The 22,857-nt window shown below is 72.6% G+C and carries 16 protein-coding genes; 4 read left to right on the plus strand and 12 right to left on the minus strand.

What is annotated here, in order from left to right; all coding sequences use genetic code 11:
- Positions 1-19 precede the first annotated feature (19 nt).
- From PWG71_RS16920 to PWG71_RS16965, 10 genes are all read right to left on the minus strand, one after another.
- Entirely contained in the window at positions 20-1,588 is a 1,569-nt protein-coding gene (locus tag PWG71_RS16920) for a hypothetical protein (RefSeq protein ID WP_274810708.1), read from the minus strand.
- Positions 1,581-2,717 (minus strand): lantibiotic dehydratase C-terminal domain-containing protein, encoded by a 1,137-nt coding sequence (locus PWG71_RS16925; RefSeq protein WP_274810709.1) that lies wholly within the window; start codon positions 2,715-2,717, stop codon positions 1,581-1,583. The genes PWG71_RS16920 and PWG71_RS16925 overlap by 8 nt, the downstream gene beginning before the upstream one ends.
- The gene (locus PWG71_RS16930) at positions 2,714-5,356 is read right to left on the minus strand and encodes a lantibiotic dehydratase (RefSeq protein WP_274810710.1); all 2,643 of its coding nucleotides are present in this window, start codon (positions 5,354-5,356) and stop codon (positions 2,714-2,716) included. Before PWG71_RS16930 ends, PWG71_RS16925 begins: the two co-directional genes overlap by 4 nt.
- The gene (locus tag PWG71_RS16935) at positions 5,353-6,216 is read right to left on the minus strand and encodes an ABC transporter permease (RefSeq protein ID WP_274810711.1); all 864 of its coding nucleotides are present in this window, start codon (positions 6,214-6,216) and stop codon (positions 5,353-5,355) included. Before PWG71_RS16935 ends, PWG71_RS16930 begins: the two co-directional genes overlap by 4 nt.
- A complete protein-coding gene (locus tag PWG71_RS16940) occupies positions 6,213-7,142 on the minus strand; it encodes an ABC transporter ATP-binding protein (protein WP_274810712.1) in 930 nt (309 codons plus the stop codon). Before PWG71_RS16940 ends, PWG71_RS16935 begins: the two co-directional genes overlap by 4 nt.
- Before the next feature lie 84 nt (positions 7,143-7,226).
- A complete protein-coding gene (locus tag PWG71_RS16945; protein ID WP_274810713.1) occupies positions 7,227-7,403 on the minus strand; it encodes a thiazolylpeptide-type bacteriocin in 177 nt (58 codons plus the stop codon).
- Between the two features lie 334 nt (positions 7,404-7,737).
- The gene (locus PWG71_RS16950; RefSeq protein WP_220564355.1) at positions 7,738-7,920 is read right to left on the minus strand and encodes a thiazolylpeptide-type bacteriocin; all 183 of its coding nucleotides are present in this window, start codon (positions 7,918-7,920) and stop codon (positions 7,738-7,740) included.
- Between the two features lie 403 nt (positions 7,921-8,323).
- Positions 8,324-8,881: a GNAT family N-acetyltransferase gene (locus tag PWG71_RS16955; RefSeq protein ID WP_274810714.1), complete on the minus strand. Its 558-nt coding sequence runs from the start codon at positions 8,879-8,881 to the stop codon at positions 8,324-8,326.
- A gap of 184 nt (positions 8,882-9,065) precedes the next feature.
- Positions 9,066-14,084 carry a DNA repair ATPase gene (locus PWG71_RS16960; protein WP_274810715.1) on the minus strand — a complete coding sequence of 1,673 codons (5,019 nt, stop codon included), beginning with the start codon at positions 14,082-14,084 and terminating at the stop codon, positions 9,066-9,068.
- Positions 14,085-14,095: 11 nt separating this feature from the next.
- Positions 14,096-16,177: a flotillin family protein gene (locus PWG71_RS16965; protein ID WP_274810716.1), complete on the minus strand. Its 2,082-nt coding sequence runs from the start codon at positions 16,175-16,177 to the stop codon at positions 14,096-14,098.
- Between the two features lie 314 nt (positions 16,178-16,491).
- On the opposite strand from PWG71_RS16965, the gene PWG71_RS16970 reads away from it, so the two are divergent.
- The 3 genes from PWG71_RS16970 (at position 16,492) to PWG71_RS16980 (ending at position 18,841) form a co-directional block, all read left to right on the plus strand.
- Positions 16,492-17,109, plus strand: coding sequence for a hypothetical protein (locus PWG71_RS16970; RefSeq protein WP_274810717.1), 618 nt, complete (start codon positions 16,492-16,494; stop codon positions 17,107-17,109).
- Positions 17,106-17,573 (plus strand): hypothetical protein, encoded by a 468-nt coding sequence (locus PWG71_RS16975; protein WP_274810718.1) that lies wholly within the window; start codon positions 17,106-17,108, stop codon positions 17,571-17,573. The genes PWG71_RS16970 and PWG71_RS16975 overlap by 4 nt, the downstream gene beginning before the upstream one ends.
- 344 nt (positions 17,574-17,917) lie before the next feature.
- Positions 17,918-18,841: a hypothetical protein gene (locus tag PWG71_RS16980; RefSeq protein WP_274810719.1), complete on the plus strand. Its 924-nt coding sequence runs from the start codon at positions 17,918-17,920 to the stop codon at positions 18,839-18,841.
- A 27-nt stretch (positions 18,842-18,868) separates the two neighbouring features.
- Here PWG71_RS16980 and PWG71_RS16985 read toward each other — a convergent pair whose 3' ends face one another.
- Positions 18,869-19,510: an OB-fold-containig protein gene (locus PWG71_RS16985; protein ID WP_274810720.1), complete on the minus strand. Its 642-nt coding sequence runs from the start codon at positions 19,508-19,510 to the stop codon at positions 18,869-18,871.
- 257 nt (positions 19,511-19,767) lie between these two features.
- Positions 19,768-20,145, minus strand: coding sequence for a nuclear transport factor 2 family protein (locus PWG71_RS16990; RefSeq protein ID WP_274810721.1), 378 nt, complete (start codon positions 20,143-20,145; stop codon positions 19,768-19,770).
- 289 nt (positions 20,146-20,434) lie between these two features.
- On the opposite strand from PWG71_RS16990, the gene PWG71_RS16995 reads away from it, so the two are divergent.
- Positions 20,435-22,729, plus strand: coding sequence for an AfsR/SARP family transcriptional regulator (locus tag PWG71_RS16995; protein ID WP_274810722.1), 2,295 nt, complete (start codon positions 20,435-20,437; stop codon positions 22,727-22,729).
- The last annotated feature ends 128 nt before the right edge of the window (positions 22,730-22,857 follow it).

Consider the following 22,857-nt stretch of genomic DNA (forward strand, 5'->3'; position numbering starts at 1 on the left):
CCGGTCGTCGAGAGCACGGTCACGTCCACGCGGCCACCGCCGTGTGGACCCCGTGGGCGGCCCAGGCGGCGGCGCCCTCGGGGGCGGCCACCCGGACCCGGCCGGAGGCGTCCGCCCAGGCGGCCAGGGACAGTGCGGCGTCCGGGGTGCGCGCGGCGCGCACCGCCAACCCCGGCGGGTCCTCCCGCACGACGGCGACGGCGCGCACCAGGGCCTCGCGCAGCGCGGGGTCCGGCTCGGCCGCCGCGCCCACGGCCAGCGCCGACCCGTCCGGTCCGACCACGTCCACCCGCCACAGGCCGAGGTCCTCCAGCTCGTGGAAGCACGCCGTCGCCGCCACACCGGAGCGCAGCGTCAACGCGGCCCACAGGCGGCGGGCCCGCGCCGACATCGGTTCCGGCGGGTCCACCTCCTTCCACGGCACCGTCTCGCGCAACACCAGGTCGCCGACGGCGTCACCGATCGCCTCGGCGCGGGTCGAGCCCACCCCGTGTCCGGCGAGCGCGCTCTTGCGGCCCCAGGCCACGGCGTGCAACGACCCCGTCAGCGCGTCCAGCCGCGCCTCGGCGGTGGTGACACCGCAGCCACTCCCGCCCCGGCGGGCGGTGCGGGCCAGGCCCACCGGCAACTGCGGCAGGTCGCCCGGCAGCGGCTCGCCCACCGGGCCGAACACGCGGTCCCACAGGGGAGCGAGCGCGTCCAGCCGGTCGGTGACCAGCGGTGCGGGCGCGGAGACCTCCGGGAACGCCCCGGTGACCTCCGGATCCAGGGCGGGCAGCAGCGGCAGGCGATGGGGCTCGGAGACGAGTTCGTCCGTGGTCACCATGAACTCCGGATCCCGGGCCTGAGGGGTCCCCTCCGTCACCCGGGCCACGTGCGCCACCAGTGCCAGCGCGAGCTGCGCCGCCACCAGGGTGCGGGCCACCTCCGACTCCGGCGCGTCCGGCCCGATCCCCGGCGGCTCGTCGAGCGCGGCGGCCCAGGCGCGCAGCCCGTCGAGGACCTCCGGGGTCGCGGTCGCGTCGCGCGGGCCCGAGACCCACACCCCGCGTTCGGCGACGATCACGTGCACCGCCTCCGGATGCCCCGGCACCGTCAGCCGGGTGCCCACCAGGACCCCCGGCAGCGGTGCCCCCGTGTCGGCGGCCACGTCGCGAAAGCCCGCGCGCCCCAGCGCCCGCCGCACCCGCGCCTCCACACGCGCCGACTCCGACCGCACCCGCACCGAGGACCCCGCCAGCGCCCGCAGCGCCGCGAACGGCCGTGCCGTCAGCGGTTCCAGGTGCGGGTAGGCGGCCTGCCCGGACTCGTCGAGGTCGTGTTCCTCCTCGACCTCCCGGAGGAACCCGTGCTCCTTCAACCGGTCCAGAATCCCCACGAGCACGGCTCGGCCCCGTTCGGGGAAGCGCTCCACCAGCGCCTCCGGGGTGAACCCCGAGCGCAGCACCGGTTCCAACGCCCGCCACACCGCGTCCGCGGGCGCCCCGCGCAGCACCACCGCGGTCGCGCCCATGCTCACGGCGACCCCCTCGGCGGCCAGGGATCGGGCCCGCACGGCCCGTTTCAAACGCAGCGTCGGCTCAGACATCGCCCACCCACGGCAGCGTCGGCCTCAGCTCCGGGTCGCTCTGCTGGTGCGCCACCACCCGCCGCACCGTCTCCTCCCAGGTCTCGCCCACGACCTCCTGGGCGGCCTCGGTGAACAGGTACGCGATCGAGTACCGCCGGATCGGCGACACCCCCATCAACGGCAGCAGGTCGAAGAAGCAGTTGATGACGAACCGGAACGCCGCGAACCCGTACCCGTCCCCCAACCGGGTGAAGTCCAACTTGCGGAACTCCCGGTGGAAGTCGCTGTAGGACCGCTCGTCCGACCCGCTCCACCGCACCCGCACGTCATCGCCGAACCGCGTCGCCGTGTCCAGCCGGTCCTGGTGGGGGTAGGGCAGGATGTGGTCCCGCCGTGCCAGCTCCACCGCCTCCGGCAGCCACCGTCGCGTCCACCCCAGCCACGCCAGCGCCGACGGGTCCCGGGTGGTCCCCTCGTGGATCGGCCCGAGCAGCGCCACCAGGTCGGCGCGCTGGTCGCGGTAGGACCCGGCCAACCGCGCCTGCGCCCGCCCCTCGGGGTCCGACCAGTGGAAGTACTCCTTCCAGTGCGACAGGAACGCCTGGTACCCCGACCTCAGTCCCCACTCCGGGTACCGCGAGGCGATGGCCCCCATCCCGGCGAACACGTGCGCGGTCGCCCCGTTCCCGTCCACCCGGTCGGCCACCAGCGCCAACCCGTCGGTGAGCACCCGGCCCTTGAGCGCGATCGCCTCGGGACCGCGCAGGAACGTGTCCACGGGGTCGCCGTCCAGCCGGCGGATCGAGTTGTCCGGCTCCAACGGCGCGTAGGGCGGTTCCACCAGCTCCAACCGGCCCATCCGCGCCGAGAACTCCGCGTACCGCTCCGGATCGATCGTCGCCGTGGACGGCCGCCGCTCCAGGAACGACCGGGCCCGCGCCTCGACGTCGGCCGCCGCGGTCGCCACCGCCGCGTCCTCGCCGTCCAGGTACAGCGAACAGTGCGGGCCCAACCGCCAGTGCAGGTGCGGCCACGCCGCCGTGACGCCCGGCCGGGCCGCCGCGTCCAGGGCGGCCGGGACCAGGCATTCGCCCAGCAGGGCGGTCTTGTCGCTGTCGTAGTAGGTCACTCTGAGTCCGACGGTCACGGGACCAGCCTCACTTCGCCTGGGGGATGGGCCGCCTCGACGGAGGTGGGCACGACGGCCAGTTCGAGGAACACCTCGGTGGCGTGCCGGCCGTGCGGGCCGCTCAGACCCGCCCGCTCCGGGCACGGGTCCAGCTCCTCGACGAGCAGGCTCGGCCCGAGGTGGTCGAGTCGTTTGGCCGCCGTCGCCGTGTGCGACCTGCTCAGGAAGTCCACGTGCTGGGGTTTGGGCGCCATCGCCCGCTCCAGCGGCCCCAACCGGGCACCCTGGAGGGGGCGGACGAACACCTGGTCGGGGATGCCCCGTGTCAGCCGGGCGACGTTGATCCGCCGGTGCAGTTCCTGGGCGGACTCCCCGGGCCGGGCCGCGAGGTCCCCGGTCTCCAACGCCCACCGGCGGCGGAACAGCGTGACGTCGCCGGACCGGATGCGCGGCACCGGGCCGGTGAACCCCTCGGTCTCCCAGCGCGCGTGCAGGTCCATCACCGTGTCGCCGAAGGAGAAGAACGGCGAGTCCGCGATCATCGCCACGAGCATCTCGTCGTAGGGCAGCGCGTGGGGGACCAGGAAACCGGTGTAGATCGGGTCGATCTCCCGCCCGTCCCGGCGCCGTACCAGCCGCAACCCGTCCGGGGTGTGCACCAGTGCCAGGTCGGCGGTGGCGGGACCCGAACCCGTGACGGGTTCGTCGCGCAGCGCCAGCTCCTCGTCGGCCAGCGGCGGCGTCAGGTTCGCGTTGAACCCGAGCGTCGACCGCATGTGCACGGTGGGGGTGCCGGGCGGGCCCGATCGCCGCACGTGCTCGGCGACCCGGTCGCGGGCCCGCGCCGGCAGAGCGGACAGGAACCGGCTGAAGTACCGGGCCCGCCCGCCGTACAGGTGGTTGAGCACGAGTCGGCCCCCGTCGGGCTGACCGAACACGGCCAGTGACCGCCGCGCCCTGAACTCGCGCTCGGGAAGGAGGCCGGCGATCTCGGCGACCACCGCCGGATCGACCTCGACCTCGTCGGCGTCGCTCCGCGCCAGCCCGGCGAGGTGATCGACGGCCAGCCGCCGGGCGGCCACCAGCCGGCGCAGCTCCTCGCCGGCCCCGTCGGTGTCGCCCGCCATGAGGCGCTGCGTCATGGGGAAGGCGGCGCGCGCGTTCCCGGCGAACCCTTCCAGGTCGTCGCAGCGTCCGCCCACGCCGTAACGGGAGACGAACACGCTCTCCAGGGCACCGGAGAGCACCCGCTGGTCGTCGAGGGCGAACAGCAACGGCATGATCCGCCGCAGGTCCGCCGCCCAGTCCCGGGTCCACGCGCGCGGCACCGGCGCCCCGCGCGACACGTGGCAATCCTCCACCAGCGGTGACGAGGCCACCTCCGGGCCGGCGGGCGGCGCCCCGGGCGGGGTGACGGCCTCCGCCCACAGGCGTTGCAGGTGCGTCGTCGAGCGGGCGCGCATGGCCCCGTCGGCCTCGGCGAACCCCTTGAGGACCTCTTCGGTGGCGTCGAACGCCGTCGCCATCCGGGCGGCCACCGGCCCCGGCAACCGGCGGACCGCCTCGTGCCAGCGCCGGTCGTGCTCCGGGTCCTGTTCGGCGACCGGTGCCCACGGCACCAGCACGCCGGCGTCGATGAGCTTGACCAGGACCCCGAGCAGCGCCTCCGGCGGCTGCCCCAGCTCCGCGGCCAGCCCGTCGCGCAGGTCGGCCAGCACCACCGGGCGGGCGGCCCGGCGTTCCAGCGCCGAGACCAGCGTGCCCCACGCCCCGCTCAGGGGCAGGCGCACCTCCTCCTCGCCGAACGACTCCGCCCGCGCGCCCGCGCTCGGCGGCGCCCACCGCCGACGCCGCACCGTCAAGCGGTCGCCGTCGCGGCGCGCCCCGCCGGTGAACACCCACTCCATCTCCAGGCGCGCCTTGGGGTCGGCGGCCAACGCCCGTGCCGCCTGCCGCACCAGCAGCCGGCGCAGGCCCGCCACCGTGGAGAACCGCAACGGCTCCCCGTCACGGGTGGCCGACGACGGAAGCCCCAGGTCGTCGAAGAACACGCCGGTGTACAGCGAGTACGGGCTCACCTTCACCGTGGACCGCGAGTGGTAGCGCACCAACGACGGTTCGGCCTTGCGCATGCGCTTGTCCGGCGCGCGGTCGGCGGGCGCGGCCGCCCGCGCCGCCACCGCCCGGTGCAGGTCCGGGCTGGACAGGGCGGTGCTCCGGTCGGTGGCCGGATCGCGCGCCCACGCCACCAGTTCGGCGCGCTCCTCCACCAGGGCGGCGGCGTGCGCCTCGTCCAGGGTGGCCGTGGCGAGCCGGGTCCGCTCCCAGCTGTCCGCCCATTCCCCGAGCGCGCCGATCCGCCACGCCAGCGGGTGCCCCACCAGCGGGGTGCGGGGCGGACGCCGGTTGAACACGTCGCGCTTGACGGCGAGCGCGGTCCGCCGGTCGTCCTCCTCCTCCAGGGACGGGGTGATCAGGTGCAGGGTCTCCAGGAGGCGGTCACGGAGGAACTCCCGGTGCGCCTCCTCGTCGGTGAGGGTGTGCAGCAGGTCCCGGTCCAGGTCGACGCGGTCGGACCGCAGCGGCCGGTAGGGGTACAGGTTCACGCGGGAGACCAGGTAGGGGCCTTCCACGAGATCGAAGGACGTCGTGCTCACTCGCCCTCCGCGTTCTTGCGCCTACCCGCCCCGAAGCCGCGCGGCTCGCGTTCCGACGCCCACCGGAACCAGCGCAGCGCCACCACGGTGCCCAGCAGGGACCAGCCCAGCAGCAGCCACACCGACGGCCAGTCCCACACCGGACCGCTCTCCGACAGCGCCCCGTGCAGCAGGATCGTCAGCGGCCGACCCGGCAGCACGTCCACGATCGCGCTCAGGGTGTCGCCCAACGGCAGGACGACGAACCCGCCCGCCAGGAACGCGGCGGGGAAGAAGACGCCGTTGATCATCGGCACGGCGGCGTCGGCGTTGGGCGGCAGCAGGGAGGCGGCCGCCCCCAGCGGCGCCATGCACACGAACCCCAGCGCGATCGCGGCCAGCACCAGGGGGATCCGCTCGGGGGCGACGCCCACTCCCATGCCCAGCAGTCCGATCGCGGTGACCACCGCGACCACGATGAGCGTGGTGAGCAGCGTGTTGGCGAGGTAGGCGCCCATGACGGTGACCGGCCGGACCGGGGTCGTCCGGAACCGCTTGAACAGCCCGTGGTGGCGGCGGATCGCCAACCCGATGGCGACGTTGGCGAACGCCACCGACATCAGCGCGAACCCGAGGACGCCGCCGAAGCTCAGGTTGGCCTGGGTGATCTCGTGTTCGCCGAGGATCCGGATCTCGTCGGCCTGGGAGCGGAACGCGAATCCGAAGCCGACGTAGAACATCACCGGCATCAGGACGATGAACGCCAACGTGATGGGGGAACGCCAGAACTCCTTGAGTTCCCCGTCGACGTGCAGGAGGAAGGTGCGCAGGCCGTTGGCCCGGCGGGGCCGGGTGGCGGGTGCGGTGTCGGTGGTGCTCATTCGGCCTTCCCCGTGGTGGTCCCGGTTTTCTCCGCGCCCGCGTCGAGCATCGCCAGATAGGCGTCGTCGAGGGTGGGCGGCACGATCGTCAACCCGCTGACGCTCGTGTTCTCGCGGTCGGCCCAGGCCTGGACCTCGCGGACCACGGCGTCCTGGTCGTCGGTGTGGATGCGCACCCGGCCGTTGACCAGACTCGCCCCCGCGGGGAGCCGGTCGGCGGGCACGCCCGGGTCGGCGAACTCCACGACGGTGAACGCGGCGGAGGAGCGGACCAGGTCCTCGGGGGTGCCCGAAGCGATGAACGATCCCTCACGGATGACGTCCACCCGATCGGCGAGCTCCTGCACCTCGGCGAGGTCGTGCGAGGTGAGGACGACGGTGGTGCCGCTGTCGCGCAGGCCGCTGACGAGCGCCCGGATGCGGCGACGCGACACCGGGTCCAGGCCGGTGGTGGGCTCGTCGAGGAAGAGCAGTTCGGGACGGCCGGTCAGGGCCAGCGCCAGGTCGAGGCGGCGGCGCATGCCGTCGGAGAGGGACTTGACCAGCGCGTCGCGCTTCTCCGCGAGGTCGACCTGGTCGAGGATCTCGGCGATGCCGACGGGGTCGGGGTAGTACGAGGCGTGCCGGCGCAGGATGTCGCGCACCGACATGCCCGGTTCCAGCATGGTCTGTTGCAGGACGACGCTCATCCGGGTGCGCAGACGGGCGAAGTCGCGGCGGACGCCGGGGTCGAGCCCGAGGACCGACAGACGGCCGGAGGTGCGGCCGCGGTGTCCCTCCAGGATCTCGATGAGCGTGGTCTTCCCGGCGCCGTTGGGGCCGAGCAGGGCGGAGATCGTACCGGTGGGCACCCGGTAGTCGATGCCGTGGAGGACCCGGCCCTTGCCGTAGTCCTTGGTGATGTCGGTGGCGTTGATGGCGTGCACGTGCTGCCCTCGGTGTTCTCGTGGGGGTGATGCGGGGGAGGGGCGGCCCCCCGACCGGTGGGGAACCGCCCTACGCGGGCCGGATCAGCCGCACGACCCCGAGGAGCAGCAACTGCTGGAGCCGCAGCAGGAGGTGGAGGTGCAGCTGCTGGAGCCGCTGGTCGCGCCGGTCTCGGGGACGGCGACGGCCTCGCGGACGCTCATGACCTCCATGTCGGAGAAGTCGAGGTCGGGCAGCTCGATGACGGGAGAGTCCTGCATGGGGAACCTTTCGCGGAGTGGAACAGGGGATGGACACGCCGGAGAAACGGTATGTCGTTCGTTCACGCTTTGACCGGATGAAACGGCTAGGACATTTCCCTATCTGAGCAGTGGGATGTTTCGGGCTCTCAAGAGGCCCGGGGCATCCTCTGGGAAGGGTGTCACCCGCGCCGCTCATCGGGTTATCGAGGCTGCTGCCAGCTTTTTCAGCGCGAAAATGCACATGGGTGTTTGGGGGGCGGACAAGGGGGGATGACAGCAGGTCGCGCCGCACGTGGACACGGCCCGAGAGGGACGCGCCGGAGCCCGTCCCAGGTCTGTCGCAGGGCGCGGATCAGCCGCAGGATCCGCCGGAGCAGCAGCTGCTGGAGCCGCAGCAGGAGGTGGAGGTGCAGCTGCTCGAACCGCTGGTGGCCCCGGTCTCGGGCACCGCGACGGCCTCGCGAACGCTCATCACCTCCATGTCGTCGAAGTTCAGCTCGGGCAGGTCGATGTCCAGAGCCGTCGATTCGGGCATGGTGAGCCTCTTCGGGTAGTTCGTTTCTTGCACAGTCCCCCGGGCGGCTCGAAAGTAACATGCCGTGAAGAAACTCGATAGAGGTTGTATAAACCGTTATCCGTAGTGTGTCTCCGGGTTCGCGGGACCGTAACGGAGAGAACGTCGAAGCGGCGCGGGTGGACTCACGTTCCTTTCGGTCCGCAATTCCAGGCGCGGGATTCGGAGGAGGGCCGTGTGCTCCGGCCACCCGGGCCACCGGCCGCGGGTCGGCGACCGCGGCGACGCCCCGGGGCGGCCCCGGCGGCCCCATGGGCCGGCGCGTGTCGGGGCCGGTCGGGGCGTCTTCGTTCACCCGGCCGGAAGAGGGCCCGGGTCATCCCGGAGCGAAGGGCTCACGGGGAAGCCCGGAGAAGGCGGGACCTCAGGACTCCGCGCGGGCGGCACGCCACTCCGGGGCGAGCACCGACCAGACCTCCGTGTCCTGACGACGCCCCCGGTACAGGTGGTTCTCGCGCAGCACACCGTCCCGGCTCATCCCGAGCCGTCGGGCCACCGCGATGCTGGCGGCGTTCTTCGACGCCACGTGCCACTCGACGCGGTGCACCCCGCGCTCCTCGATCGCCCAGTCGATGAGCAGCCGCACCGCCCGGGTCACCAGACCCCGGCCCGCCGCCGACGGCTCCAGCCAGCACCCCGCCTCGGCGGTTCCCTGGGCGGTGTCCAGGTTCGGCAGCATGACCCCGCCGACCAGTTTGTCGTCCAGCCAGATCCCGCAGATCCGGCCGGTGTCGGCGGCCGTCTTGTCCGCGTGCCGCTGGAGGTACGCCCGGCTCGACGCCAGGTCCGTGACCAGGTCCGGCATCCCGACGTAACGGCCGATGTACTCGCGCCCCCGGTCGATGTGCTCCAGGAACTCGCGCGCCCGCCACGGTTCCAGCGGTCGCAGCTCGGCGTCGTCACCCAGGGAGATCGCGTACATTCCGCTCCTCGTCCTCGAAATCCGTCACCGGAGACGGTACTCCCCCCGACGCGCCGAGCCCCCGCGCGGTTCCGGGCGCGCTGCGCCCGCCTGGGCATCCGTGGTCGCGGTCGTGTCGGGGGGCCGACGGGCCGTGGGGCCGGGCGGTGCCCGGCCCCACGGCCCGTGCGGTCGTTCGCGTCGGTCAGGTGCGGTCGCGGTCGAGGGCCGCGCCGATCTCGCCGACGCGGTCGGCGAGCAGGCCCATCGCGCCGATGGCGCGGGTCATCGGGTCGTCCTCGGCGCCGCCCAGAGCCCGACCGCGTCGGAAGGCCGCCTTGACCTCCGCCCAGCGGGCCTCCTGCTCCGGGGTCATGGTCCCCCGCAGCTCCGCCAGCTTGAGCAGGTTGGACTCCGCGCCCGAGGTCAGGGTCTGCGCCTCGCCCATGTAGTGGTCGTCGATGACGGCCTCCACCTCGGCGTCGTTCATGACCGGCACGATCTTCTCCGCCAGCCGGTTCATGTTCCGGTACGACCCCTGGAGCCGGAACGGCGGCTCGGTACGGGCGTCCTCCGACTGGGCCGCCGAGGCGATGTAGGCCCGGTTGTTGGCCATCACCACCTCCTGCACCCGCAGCATCTTGCGCAGCACCGACACGATCCGCTCGACCTCGACCGCCGAGTACGGGTGGCTCATCCGGTCCAGGGTCACCGAGTCATCGCCCTGGGCCATCCGCACGAACCGGTACACGTCCTCCCGGTCCCGCGTGGACAGCGGGGCCAGCATCGGGTTGGAGGTGAGCGCGTTCTCGATGTAGCTCAGCGCGAACAGCTCCTCCTTCCCCGAGAGCACGTCGCCCAGGTTGTACACGTCGGCGCGGTTGGCCAGCATGTCCGGGATCCGGAAGCGCTTGCCCTGCTCCGTGTACGGGTTGCCGGACATGCACACCGCGAACCTCTTGCCCCGCAGGTCGTAGGTGCGGGTGCGGCCGTTCCACACGCCCTCCATCTTGCGCTGCCCGTCACAGAGCGAGATGAACTTCTGGAGCAGCTCCGGGTTCGTGTGCTGGATGTCGTCCAGGTACAGCATCGTGTTGTTGCCCATCTCCAGGGCGAAGGAGATCTTCTCGATCTCCTGCCGGGAGGTGGCGTCGGGCGCCTCCGCCGGGTCCAGCGACGTGACCGCGTGCCCCAGGGCGGGTCCGTTGACCTTCACGAAGACCAACCCGAGCCGGCTGGCCACGTACTCCATGAGCGTGGTCTTGCCGTAACCCGGAGGGGAGATGAGCAGCAGCAGGCCGCTCTGGTCGGTGCGCTTGCCGTCCCCCGCCGCGCCGAGCTGCTTGGCGAGGTTGTCGCCGATGAGCGGCAGGTACGACTCGTCCAGCAGCCTGTTGCGGACGAACCCGCTCATCACCTTCGGCTTGTACTCCTCCACCCGCAGGCGGTCGCGTTCGGCCGCCACCAGGGTGTGGCGCCGCTTCTGGAAGTCCCGGTAGGCGGGCACCTCCTCCAGCCGGAACCGGCGGGTGCGCGGCAGGATCTCGTCCAACCGCACCTCCAGGGACCGGTCCCGCACCCGCGGGTGCGACCCGAGGAGCCCGGTGACGGTCTCGTGCACCGCCGCCGACGACTCGTACCGGTCGACCTTCGCCAGGGAGATCGCGGCCGCCTCGGGCAGGTCCTCGGCGTCGACGTCGTCGCGGGTGGCCGTGTACGCCTCCAGCCACGCGGAGACCAGCTGGTGGCGGGCGGCCAGGTCGTCGCCGAGGCGGCGCAGGTCCTCCTCGAAGGACTTGCGGGTGGTCTCCCGGGTGCTGCCCAGCGCCCGGGAGAACCGGTCCAGGAGGGTGCGCGCGCCCGCGCCGGACACGAATCCGCGCTCGGTCGGGGTGTCCGCCGCCAACTCCTCGAACAGGTACTCGCCGACCAGGTCCAGGTCGGTGTCCCGGTACAGCCCCGTGTCGGTGAGGAACACGTCCACGGCCCCGGCGAACTCGGTGCGCAGCGCGTCGATGGCGGCGGAGCGCCGGGCCCCGAACACCGCGCGGGCGCGGGCCAGCGACGCCGCCCGGGTGGCCCAGGCCTCCTGCCGCTGCCGTTCGGGGCCGAACGCCCAGAACAGCTGGGCGACCGCGCGCACCCGGCCCGGGTACCGCAGCAGCCCCGCCCCGGTGCGCAGGCGCAGCAGGGACGACAGGATCCTCGCCGCGTCGTGGTCGTGCACGCCGCGCTCGTAGCCCTCGTCGTAACGGGTCTCGGCGGCCTCGCGCACCACCGACAGCAGCGACGACCCGTTCTCGGGGTGCAGTTCCGCCTCGTTCAACCGCTCCAGGGAGAGCCCGCCGGCGCCCTCCTCGGCGGCGGCCAGGATCGACGTCGCCAGGTGCTCGGCCCGGTACACCAGCGGGCTCTCCGACACCAGCGGGCGGTCCCACAGGTGCCGGGTCCTCGCGAACTCGGGATCGGTGACCGGCTCCCGGAAGTCGGTTCCGGTGATCGACAACGCCATCTCCCCGTGATGCGGGGTGAGGGTGAGGTCGATCGGCTGGGAGTTGATCGCGAACCGATGCCGCCCCAGGCGGAGCGTCTCGCCGTCGTACAGGTCGGTGCGGTCCTGGAGGGCGCGCCCCGCCTCCTGCCGGGCGGCGAGGATCCGCCCCTCCAGCTCCTCGGCGCGCACGGTGTCGCCGAGGTCGCGCATCTCCTCGACGGTGCGGCGCAGCCGCGTGACCATCGCGTCGGAGGCGAAGTAGGTGTTGACGTCCTCCAACGTGCCCAGGGTCGACACCCGACGGTGCACGCCCTCCAGCACCCGTTCGGCGGAGGCCGCCAACCGGTCGGCCCGGCGGGCCCGCTCGTCCACCAGGGTCTGCTTGCGGCCGGAGAACGCCTCGTACACGTCCTCGCGTTTGTCCGACAACTCTCCCAGGAAGTCGTCGAACTCGGCGAACCTCGACTCCAGGTTCTCCAGCTGGAGCATGATCCGCCCCAGCTGCTCGTCGCACCGCTCGGGGGTGTCGGCGGCCGCCAGCGCGCCGGTGACGGCCTGCCCGAGCAGCGCGAACTCCGCGGCGAACTCGGCCCGGCCCTCCAACGCCGACAGTTCCCCGCGCCGGTTCTCCAGCGTCGCCCGGGCCCGGTTGATCCCGGCCAGGACCTCGCTGACCCGTTCCAGGATGCGGGTCCGCACCTGGGCGTCGCCGATCTCCAGCGAACCGATGACCTCGGTGACCGTTCGCAGGCCCTCGGTCTGCGCGGCGATGCGCTCGCCGACGGCGGTGGCGGCGCTGACCGCCTCGATCGACCCGGCCTCCTCGACCAGCCGCTCCACCTCGGAGTGATAGCCGTCGAACGCGTCGTCCTGTTCGAGGAACGCGACGGTGCGCCGACCGACGGAGGTGATCTCCTCCTCCAGGGACCGGTCCAGCTCCGCCAGCCGGTCGGCGTCCACGTAACGCGTCTCGCTCAGCGTGGCCGCCCGCCCCTGGGCGCGGCGCAGTTCCGTCAGCCGGTTCACCCACCCCTCCGCGGACCGGGGGGTCTCCCCCCGGGACGTGCGGATGAGCGTGGTCGCCCTCGCCTCGGCCTCGGCCAGGGACTCGGCGGCCTGGGCGGTCAGGGCCTGGACGGTCTCGAACTCCTCCAGCACGCGTTCGGCGGTGGCGCGCACCCGCGCCAACGGCCCCGCCAGGTCGCCCAGTTCCTCCTCGCCCAGCCAGTGGAACCGGTCGGACACCCGGCGGCAGGCGGCGATGAGCGCCTCGAACACCTCGGTGGAGGGCCGCATGTCCTGGGCCATCCGCGACACCGACAGGCAGTCCGACACGCCCCGGACCAGCTCGGCGTTGCCGATCCGCTCCAGCGGGCCGGTGCCCACGGGCTGGGAGGCGGCGTACTCGTCGGACACGTACGGGGTCTGCCACACCTGCATGGGGTGCACCCGGGTGGGCTCGCCCGACGTCTCCCGGAACACCGTCATGGTGCCGTCGTCGAACAGCGAGTATCCGTGGCAGACGATCGGGTTCGCCACCTCCTTGCGGATGGTGTTGTACGACAGCAGCAGGCTGCGCCCGTCCGTCCGGGAGTGGAAGACGTACAGCACGTCCTCTCCGTTGGGCGAGCGCACCACCCGCTCGAACTCCAGGTCGGTGACGTCGGTGTCGAACGTCCGGGCCGCCCCGGTGGCCAGGTAGTAGCCGCCGGGGAAGATCAGCCCCTGGTCGTCGGGCAGCCGGCGGCAGGACTGGCCGATCCCGTCGAGGCGCAGCACGTCCTTGGTGTGCCGGTTGAAGACCAGGTGCCGCCACTCGGTCTCGTTGTAGGGCAGGATCCGCAGCAGGATGAGCGGACCCGCCTCGGCGTGGAACACCGCGGCGTCGGCCAGGCTCTGCAACGCCTCGTCGACGGGCTCGCTGTAGATGCCCTCGCCGACCTCGGTGTTGTTCTCGATCTTGATGGTGAGGTCGCCGCCGACCGTCTCCACGAACAGCTCGTCGAGGACGGAGATGTGCGGGTGGCGGCCGAGCACGTGGTCCTCGCGGCTGGTCTCCACCCACGTGAACTCGTGCGACGGCGGGAACACGTGCTCGCGTTCGCCGCGATCGTCGAGATAGGCGATCTCACCGGTGGGCGCCACCGACCACCGCAGCACCCGCACGTCCTCCGTCCGCGGCCCGATCTGGAAGACGGCCAGCAGCCGATCCTCGATCTTGCGCAGTTGGAGGAGGCGGGCGTCGCGGTAGTAGCGGTAGAGCTGACCGAAGTCCTGCCGGAACCGGTCGTCCTCCAGCAACCCGGGGAGGGCGCCCTCGGGTGTCTCGGTGAAGGAGAACCCGTCCCCGTCGTGCTGGTAGCGGTGCAGCGAGAACACGTCGGGGACGTGCGTCTCCCGCTGCATGCCGATGAAGACGTTGTAGCCGAACAGGATCGTGTCACCGGTGCCGCCGTCGGCGCCCGCGCCGACGGAACGGCCCACGCTGACGACGTCCCGCGGCGTGCAGTTGTGCTCGGTGCGGATGCGCTCGGTGCCGAGCAGTGTCAGCTCGGTGCCGCCGAACACCTTCAACCGCCGGGTGTTCAGCTCCTCGGTCCGGCGGGCCAGTTCACCGGTCTGCTCGCGGAGCCGGGCGCGGAGCACCTCGTAGGTGCCCGCGTCCAGCGCCCGCTCGTCGACGGCGTCCGGCCCGGGGCCTGCGGTCTCCTGGGACAGGGCCTCGGTCACGGAGGACTACCTCACTGCTTCACGGTGGGGGCGAGGGCGTTCACGGGCAACTGGTCCAGGCCCATGGAGCGGGCCGTGGTGAGCAGGCCGTTGAGCCTGCCGTTGTCACCGTTGTCGGCGTTGATGAGCTTGAGCAGCAGCGCGGAGACGGTGAGGTTCTTGACATCCTCGGTGTCCAGCGACGCCACGACCTTCTTGAGGTCGCCGACGAAGTCGCCCTCGCCGTTCAGCCAGTCGCCGCCCAGCGCCCGCATCGTCTCGGAGTTGCCGACGAAACCGTCCACGGCCTTGCCCAAGCCGATGGAGTTGACCATGCGGTCGAAGAACACGCCGTCGCCGCCGACGATGTTGATGTCGGCGTTCTCCAGGCCGGTGGCCAGGACGGTGGCCTGCGCCTCGGCGACCTGACGCTGGACGTCGATGCCGGCCAGACGGACCTCCTTCTCGGCCTCCAACCGCAGGCGGTACTCCTCGTGCTCGCGGCTGACCTGGTCCAGGGCGGCCATGGCGCCGGCCTTGTCGGTGAGGCCCGCGGCCTCGGCGCGCAGCTTCGCCTCGATGCCCTCGGCCTCGGCGAGCATCTTGGCCTGGACGGCCCTGGCCTCGGCCTCGGCCTTGAGGCGGGAGACCTCGGCCTCGGCGGTGCCGACCTTCTCGATGGCGGCGGCGTCCTGCTCGCGGACCTGGACGTCGGCCAGGCCCTGCGCGGCGGCCTCGGCCTGGACTCCCTCGGCGAGACGGATCTTGGCGCGGGTGTCCAGTTCGGCGGCCTGCTGACGGGCCTCGGCGAGGGTCAGCTCCTCGGCGGCCCTGTGCTTGGCCGCGGCCTCGGCGGCCTCGGCCGCCTTGATGTCCTTGACCAGGCGCTCCTGCGCCTCGGCCTCGGCGTGGATGATGATGGCCTGACGCTCGCGCTCGGCCTCCTCGACCGCGCGCAGACGCTTGATGGCCTCCTCCTGCTCGGCCACGGTGCGGTCGACGGCGATCCGCTCGCGGACGACGTCGGCGACCTCGCGCTTCTCGGCCTCGACCTCCTTGTCCTTGGAGATCCGGCTCAGCTCGGTCTCGCGCTCGCGGCCGATGACCTCCAGCATCCGGTCCTTCTCGATGCGCTCGGTCTCGATGGCGATGACGCGCTCGCGGTTCTTCTCGGCGACCGCGATCTCACGCTGCTGGTTCTGGTGCTGGACGCCCAGCGCCTCGGAGGTGCGGATGTTCGCGGCCTCGGACTTGAGCCGCTCCTCCGCCTGGACGCGGGCGGTCTCGGCCTCCTCGCGGGCCTTGATGATCTCGATCTCGCGCTTGGCCTTGGCCGCCGCCTCCTCGCGCCGCTTCTCCAGCTCGGCGAGGGTCTCGGAGGTCTCGGTGTTCTGGCGGTCGATCTCCTTGCGGCGGTCGTTCTCGAAGGCGTTGGTGCGCTTGTGCTCGGTCGCGGTGCGCTCGGTGATCTTCGAGATGCCCTGCGCGTCGAGGATGTTGTTGGCGTCGTGCTGGTGCAGCGGGGTCTGCTCCAGGTAGTCGATGGCCACGTCCTCCAGGACGTAACCGTTCAGGTCCGAGCCGATGACCTCGACGATCTGCTGGCGGAACTCCTCGCGGTGGGTGAACAGCTCCTCGAAGTCGAAGCGCTTCCCGACGGTCTTGAGCGCCTCGGCGAACTTGGCGTTGAACAGTTCCTGGAGCGTCTCCGGGTTGCTGGCGCGCTCGGTGCCGATGGCCTTGGCGACCCGCTTGACGTCCTCCTCCGTCTCGTTCACCCGGATGAAGAACTTCACGCTGATGTCGGCGCGGATGTTGTCCTTGCAGGTGAGGCCGTCGCGACCGCGCCGGTCCAGGTCCAGGGTCTTGACCGAGATGTCCATGTACTCGGCCTTGTGCAGGACCGGCAGGATCACGGCTCCGGTGAAGGTGACGTGGACGTCGCGCGTCTTGGAGATGATCAGCGCCTCGCCCTGCTTGACCTTCTTGAACATCTTCAGGATGAAGACGAGGAGAAGGATGAGGACGAGGAGGGCGACGCCCAGGGCGATGCCGAAGGTCAGGAAGGCCGCGTCGGCGGCCTCCTGACCTGTGGATGGAGCGCTCAGCAACACGTGTGGGGGCCTTTCTGCGAGTGACCGTGCGGGGTCGAGCGTGGCCGGGAGGGGCCTGTCGGGAGGGGGTCGCGGGCGAGGGAGGTGGGGCCCGCGATGGTCCCGGGGGGGTGCGCTCGTGGCATAGGACGCGATCTGTACCGGAACGGTTCCCCGTACCCGAAGGGTCACGGTCGGCGGGCGGGCCGCCACCGCCCGTGAAAGGTCTCACTACCGTGGCTTTCCGCTGATGAACGCCTTGAACCGGGGGGTCTCGGGGGATACTGGTCGCACCGGACACGCCGTGTCCCCCGCTCGACATCCGGGACGGTTCCATGACGCGTCGCCCCCCGTACTTCACCCCCACCGGGCCGCCGCGGTGGTGGTACACGATCGCGCTCGGCCTCTGGTTCGGGTGCTTCCTCTTCATGGCCCTGGCCTGGTCCGCCGGTGACCGCGACGGCTTCCGGGCACAGGACCTGGACCGCGCTCCGGCGGAGGAACCCCACACCGTCGAGCTGACCGTCGACGAGGCCGACACCCGCGTCCTGTACCTGGAGTTCCCGCGTACGGAGGAAGGCCATCCCTGGCACCTGACACCGTCGGCGGAGCGTTCGATCGGGATCTGGGTGGAGCCCGAGCCGGACGGCGACGCGGTCCGCTTCGTCAACGGCCTCGCCGACTACACCGCCGAGGTGGACGGGACGGCCGTGTGGGGGTTCGGGATGGCGGAGATCGACCTCGAACCCGGTGAGCACGTCCTGTACGTGGAGTCGGAGCTCTCGTTGGACGACGCCCGCCTCGCGGTCGGGGAACCGGTGGGCGAGACCACGGCGACGCCCGCCCTGATCGTGTTCGCGCTGGCCCTGTCCTCCGGGGTCGTCGCGCTCGTCACCGCTCTGGGGCGGCGGCGTGCCGCCAAACGGATCACCACCACGGCCCAGGGGGCATGATGGCGTACTTCGACCCGATCGCCGAGGACGCGGCGAGGCACATGCACCGCATCAACGAGCTGGAGGAGGCCGAGGCCCAGCGGAACCGGGACGCCGACGTCGGTTGCCTGCTCACCATGCTCGCGATCGGCGTGCCGCTCTACCTCGTGGTCTCGTTCGTGTTCTCCACGGTCACCGCGGGGATCGGTTCGCTGGGCGGGTTCGTGTCCTGGCTGGCGTCGGAGAGCCTCCTCGCGCCGGTCTTCCCGGCCCCCGGCGACGGTGCGGCGCGGTCCGCCCTCTCCATCGCCACGTTGCTGCTGCTCCTGTCCGGGGCCCCGCTGTACCTGTCCCACCTGCTGCGCGGCACCCGTCTGGCGGTGCTGCGGTGGGCGCTCACGCCCCTGGGCCTGGTCATGGTCCCCGTCACCGCGTGGGCCTGCGGCTCCCAGATGATCGCACCGATCGTGAGGCTCGCGTCGTGAATCCTCCGTTCCCACCCTCCGAAGGTCCGCGGCCGCCGGGACCGCAGGGTCCGCCGCCGCAGGGTCCGCCGTATTCCGGGGCCGCCCCCGGTCCGTTCCAAGGACCCGTGCCGCAGAGCACTCCCGCACAGGACCCGCCGGGACCGCAGGGTCCGCCGCCGCAGGGTCAGCCGTACCCGGGGGCGGTCCCCGGCCCGTTCCAGGGCGCCCCGCCTCCCGACCTCCTGCCTCCCGGACCCCCGTCTCAGGTACCCCCGTCTCAGGGACCCCCGCTGCGGAACCCTCCCCCGCAGGGGTCGCCGCAGGGTCCCCCACCGCAGGGACCGCCCGCACCGGACACCCCGGTGTGGAGGCTCCTGCTCGCCCGGCTCTCGGGCGGGACCTCTCCGTGGTTCCCGCTCGCCCTGGGCGGCTCCGTCCTGGTGGCCCTGGCCGGCCTGCTCCTGCCGTGGGTGGGCGGACCCGACGCGGACCGGGTCGTCCACGGCTCCCGGACCACCCCCGACGGAGTGGTGGAACTCGGCTCCCGCGCCGGTCTCCAGGGCGGCGACGGCCTGCTGCTGGCGTTCGCGGCCCTGGTGGCCGTGCTCCTGGCGCTGCTGTGCCGGTTCCGCGCGCCGGGACCGGCCCAGCGGACGTTGCTCACCCTGGTCGGTCTGCTGATGCTGGCCTGGTCGATCGTCGACATCGCCGATGTGGGCCGATTCGCCGACGCGGGCGGCGGGGAACTGCGGCTACGGCCGTCCGTCGGCGGCTTCGTCTCCTGCCTGGGCGCCCTGGCCGTCATCGCCGCCGGTGTCCTTCTCCCCCTGGACCCGGAGACCGCTCGGCGACGCCGGCTGCTCCGGGCGGCCGGACTCGCGGACCGGGGACGCCACCGGGACGCGCTGGAGGAGATGCAGGGCCTGATGGCCCGTCCGGCCCCGGCCACGGTCGACCCCGACGGTGAGATCCGGTTGCGCGAAGGCGCGATCCACGCCCTGATGACGGCCATGGCCGGCCAGGTCGACCGGGCCGACCAGGCGGTGCGCGCCCACCTGGAGCTGGTCGAGGGGCTGCGCGGGTCCGACCCCGAGGAACTGCACCATCACCGGGTCGAGGCGGCCCGGACGATCGCGGTGTACGACGCGGCCGGCGCGCTCACCTTCCTGGACGGGCTGCGCCGCGAGGCCCACGGCCGCTGGGGCCCGGGACACGAGCGCTCGCAGGCGGCCGACCGGCTCCACGAGGAGATCTTCACCGCCTACTACGGGCGCCCCCCGTACTGACGGTCCGCCGCCCCGGGGGACGGCGGATCAGTCCCTGCCGGGGTCCAGGGCGGGATCGAAGCGGGTCACCAGGAACACGTCCTGTTCGTCGCTGTGGTCGAAGATCAGGGCGGTGCTCCCCGAGGGCAGCGACTCGCCGCCGATGGTCCGCACCGGGATGGTGATGGAGGCCCCGCCCGCGGTGAGGATCTCCGCGTGCCCGAAGGTCTCGCTCGCGGTGCCGATCCTGATCACACAGGTCCGGCCGACCAGCTCGCGCTTGGACGACCCCTTCGGCTTGGGCAGGAACCGCTGGAGGGCCATCACCGCGCCGCTGGTGAACGCCCACGCCGCGATCACGGCGATGAGGAGGACGACCGCGCCCAACGCCCAGGCCGGCGCGCTTCCGGGGGTGGTGAAGAGACTGGCCACGATCCCGCCCATCATGCTCACGAACCAGGCGGAGAGCACCAGCATGGTGATCTCCACGGTCACCGGGGCCTTGCCCAGGCCCAGTCGGCCCATCACCGCGCTCGCCCCGACCGGGTCGCCCTCGGCGTCCACGGAGTCGAGTGCCTCCGCGTCGGCCAGGCCGACCGCCGCGATGATCCAGTAGACGACGATCACGAGGAGCATGGGCGTGAGGAGCACGGTCGGGAAGCCGAGGGCCGTGCCGAGGAACAACCCCACGCGGGTCACACTCCTTCGCGTCCGGGATCCCCGGCGGCACTCGGGGGAGGAACGTGCCGTCAGGACGGGGACCGTGTCCGGAACTCTACCGAACGCCCCAGTTCAGGACGGCGCAGGGTGACCGGCGTCGGCCGGAACCGGCCACCGTCCCCGGAACGCGGAGGTCATCCTTCCCCCGAAGACGCGGATCCACGGCGGGGGAGGGCCCCGGAGCCGCCTCGCGAACCGCCGACGCCGGGCCCGGTGATCGGAACCGGTCACCGGGGGATCCGGTGCCACGAGGCGACCAGCCCGTGTTCGGAGAGGGTGAACACGTCGAGGTAGGGGAGGGGGCGCGTGCTCGCCGTCTCGGCGAACACCCCGGTGACGAAGAGCATCCCTCCGAACGCGCGCACCCGCTCCACCCGGTGCAGCCCGCGTCCGGCCAGCCGTTCGCGCAGGACGGTCTCGACCCGCGTGCGGCCACTGGCCGTCGGGACGCGCGGATGCCGCAGCCCGACGTGCTCGTCCAGGAGCGACAGGCATCCGTCGACGTCCCCGCGGTCCGTGTAGTCGTACAGCAGGAGCACGTGTTCGACGCCGACCCGGATGATCCGTTCGCCGGGGTCGAGGGCGCCCTCCTCAGCGCGATGCACGGGTCACCTCCCCGGCCCCTCGGTACGCCTGCCGCCGAAAGGCCATGGTCATTTCCCTCCGCATATGCGCGCATATCCCTAACACCGCATTCGTCGATCGGTGTTCTCCACGATTTTTCGGTGCCGTGAACACGCTGTGATAACTTCCGGGTCGGCACTCATGTCGACTTCCGCAGAGTCCGATTCGCCTTGAGGAGCTGGGTGCGCCGTGAACGATCCGGCTGAGGGGAGAGTGCGGTTCGGAGTTCTCGGCCCGCTTCTCGCAGAAGGGGACGAAGGTCCCGTACGAGTGCCGCCCGGAAGGCAGCAGGCGGTGTTGGCCGCCCTCCTCCTGCGCGTGGGGACCGTGGTGGCGACCGATCACCTCGTCGACGCCCTGTGGGAGCACGACCCGCCCGAGACCGCCCGCACCCAGGTGCAGATCTGCGTCTCCCGACTCCGCCGCCTCCTGCGTTCCACGGGGGCGGTCATCCACACCCGGACGCCCGGATACGTCCTGGCCGTTCCGGAGGAGGCCGTCGACCTCCCGGTGTACCGGCGACTCGTCGAACAGGCCCGGGGACTGCGGGAGGGCGGGGACCTCCCGGCGGCCGTCGAGACCCTGAGGCGGGCGGAGACCCTGTGGCGGGGCCCCGCCCTGAGCGGGGTGGACTGCGGCGAACTGCGAGAACGCGCCGCCCGCCTGGACGAGGAGCACCTCGACGTCCTGGAGGCGAGGGCGGAGATCGAGATCGGGCTGGGCCGACACGGGGAGATCGCCGCCGAACTGGGCCACCTGGTCGAGGCGTATCCGCTGCACGAGGGGCTGCGCGCCGGCCTCATGCTGGCGCTGTACCGCTCCGGGCGACGGGCCGACGCCCTGGAGGTGTACCGGGTGGGCCGCGAACTCCTCCTCGCCGAGCGCGGCAGCGGCCCCGGCGAGCGGTTGCGCGTCCTGGAGGAGCACATCCTGGTCGGGGATCACCACGGGGTCCCGCCCAGACGGGCGATCCGACGCCCGCCCGCCCGACGGATCGCCCTCGCGAGGGCCGTTCCCTACCAGCTGCCCAACCCGATCGCGGACTTCGTCGGCCGGGAGGACGCCACCGCCGCCGTTCGCGACGCCGTGGTGCGGGGGGACGACGGCCCGGGAACGGTCCTGCTCGTCGGCCGACCCGGCGTGGGCAAGAGCGCCACGGCCGTGCACGTCGCCCACCTGTTGGCCCGCGAGCACCATCCCGAGGGGCAGCTCTACTGCGACCTGCGGGGGAGCCGCGACGGACCGGTCCGCCCGGTGGAGGTCCTGGGCCGCTTCCTGCGCGCCCTGGGGGTGCCGGACCGGGACGTCCCGCCGGACGCGGAGGGGCGCGGCGCCCTCTACCGGGACGTCCTCGCCGACCGCAGGGTGCTCGTGCTCCTGGACGACGCGGCGTCCGCCGAACAGGTGGTCCCGCTGCTGCCGACGGGTCGGGGCTGCGGCGCGATCCTCACCTCCCGATCCCGTCTCGCCGCCCCTCCGGGGGCGAGGGTCGTCGGACTGGACCTGCCGTCGGAGGCGGAGGCGCTGGACCTGTTGGCCGAGGTGATCGGCCGCGAGCGTGTCGCGGGGGAGACCGGGGCGGCCCGCACGCTGGTCGGCATGGTCGGTCGGCTCCCCTTGGCGCTGCGGGTCGTGGCGGCGCGCCTGGTGGCCCGGCCGCACTGGTCGATCGCCGCGATGGTGGAGCGGCTGGCCGACGAACGCCGGAGGCTGGACGAACTCGCCCATCGGGACCTCACCGTCCGGCCGAGCCTGCCCTCGACCCACGACGGTCTGGACGACCGGCAGGTCAGGGCGTTCACCCTGGCGAGCGTGATGGAGACGCCGACGGTCCCGGCGTGGGCGATCGGCGCCGTGCTCGACGATCCCCGGCCTCGCCCCTCGGAGCTCTCCGGCCCGCTCGTGGACGCCTACGTGCTCGACGTGGTCGGGACCGACCTGGCGGGGGAACCGATCCACCGCTTCCACGACCTGGTGCGCGTCCACGCGCGGGAACGGCTGTGGCGTTCGACCGTCGACCGGGACCGCCGGGCCTGTCTCGGACGCGTGCTGGGCGGCTGGCTGACCCTGCTGGACGCGGCCGTCTGCGAGGGGGGCGGCGATCACCGGCGGCCGCCGCGTGGGGACGCGCCCCGGTGGCGGCCCCACGAGGACTACGTGCGGCGCGCGGTCGCCGATCCCGAGGCGTGGTTCGACGGCGAACGGGTCAACCTCCGGCACGCCATCGCCCAGGCCGCGGCCGTGGGAGCCCACGGACAGTGCTGGGAGCTGACCGCGGGCACGGCCGCCTTCCTCGTGCGTCGCGGCCTCCTCGACGAGCTCGCGGACGTGCACCGGATCGCCCTGTCCGCGGTGCGCGCCGGTGGGGACCGCTTCGGCGAGGCGGTCCTGGCCGTGGTGGTCGCGCCGGCGGTGGAGGGGATCGACGACGCCGAGCGCGTACGGGCGCAGGAGGGGGCGTTGGAGGTGTTCACGCGCCACGGCGACGAACGGGGACGGGTCCTGGCCCTGCGTGGTCTGGCCCACCCGGGCCCTCATCCCCTCTCCCGGGAGGCGATCCGTTGAACGCTGTGGCGGGGACGGGTGGAAGCGCGGGTCGGGGCGGCGGTGCGCATCGGGCCTCCCGAAGGACGATTCGGCTAGGGGACCCAAGCTAGGAAGGTACGCTGTCCCTTCCCTATCCGTTCGCTATC

The organism is Nocardiopsis sp. N85 (genome assembly GCF_028882275.1).
In the GTDB taxonomy this organism is placed as follows: domain Bacteria; phylum Actinomycetota; class Actinomycetes; order Streptosporangiales; family Streptosporangiaceae; genus Nocardiopsis; species Nocardiopsis lambiniae.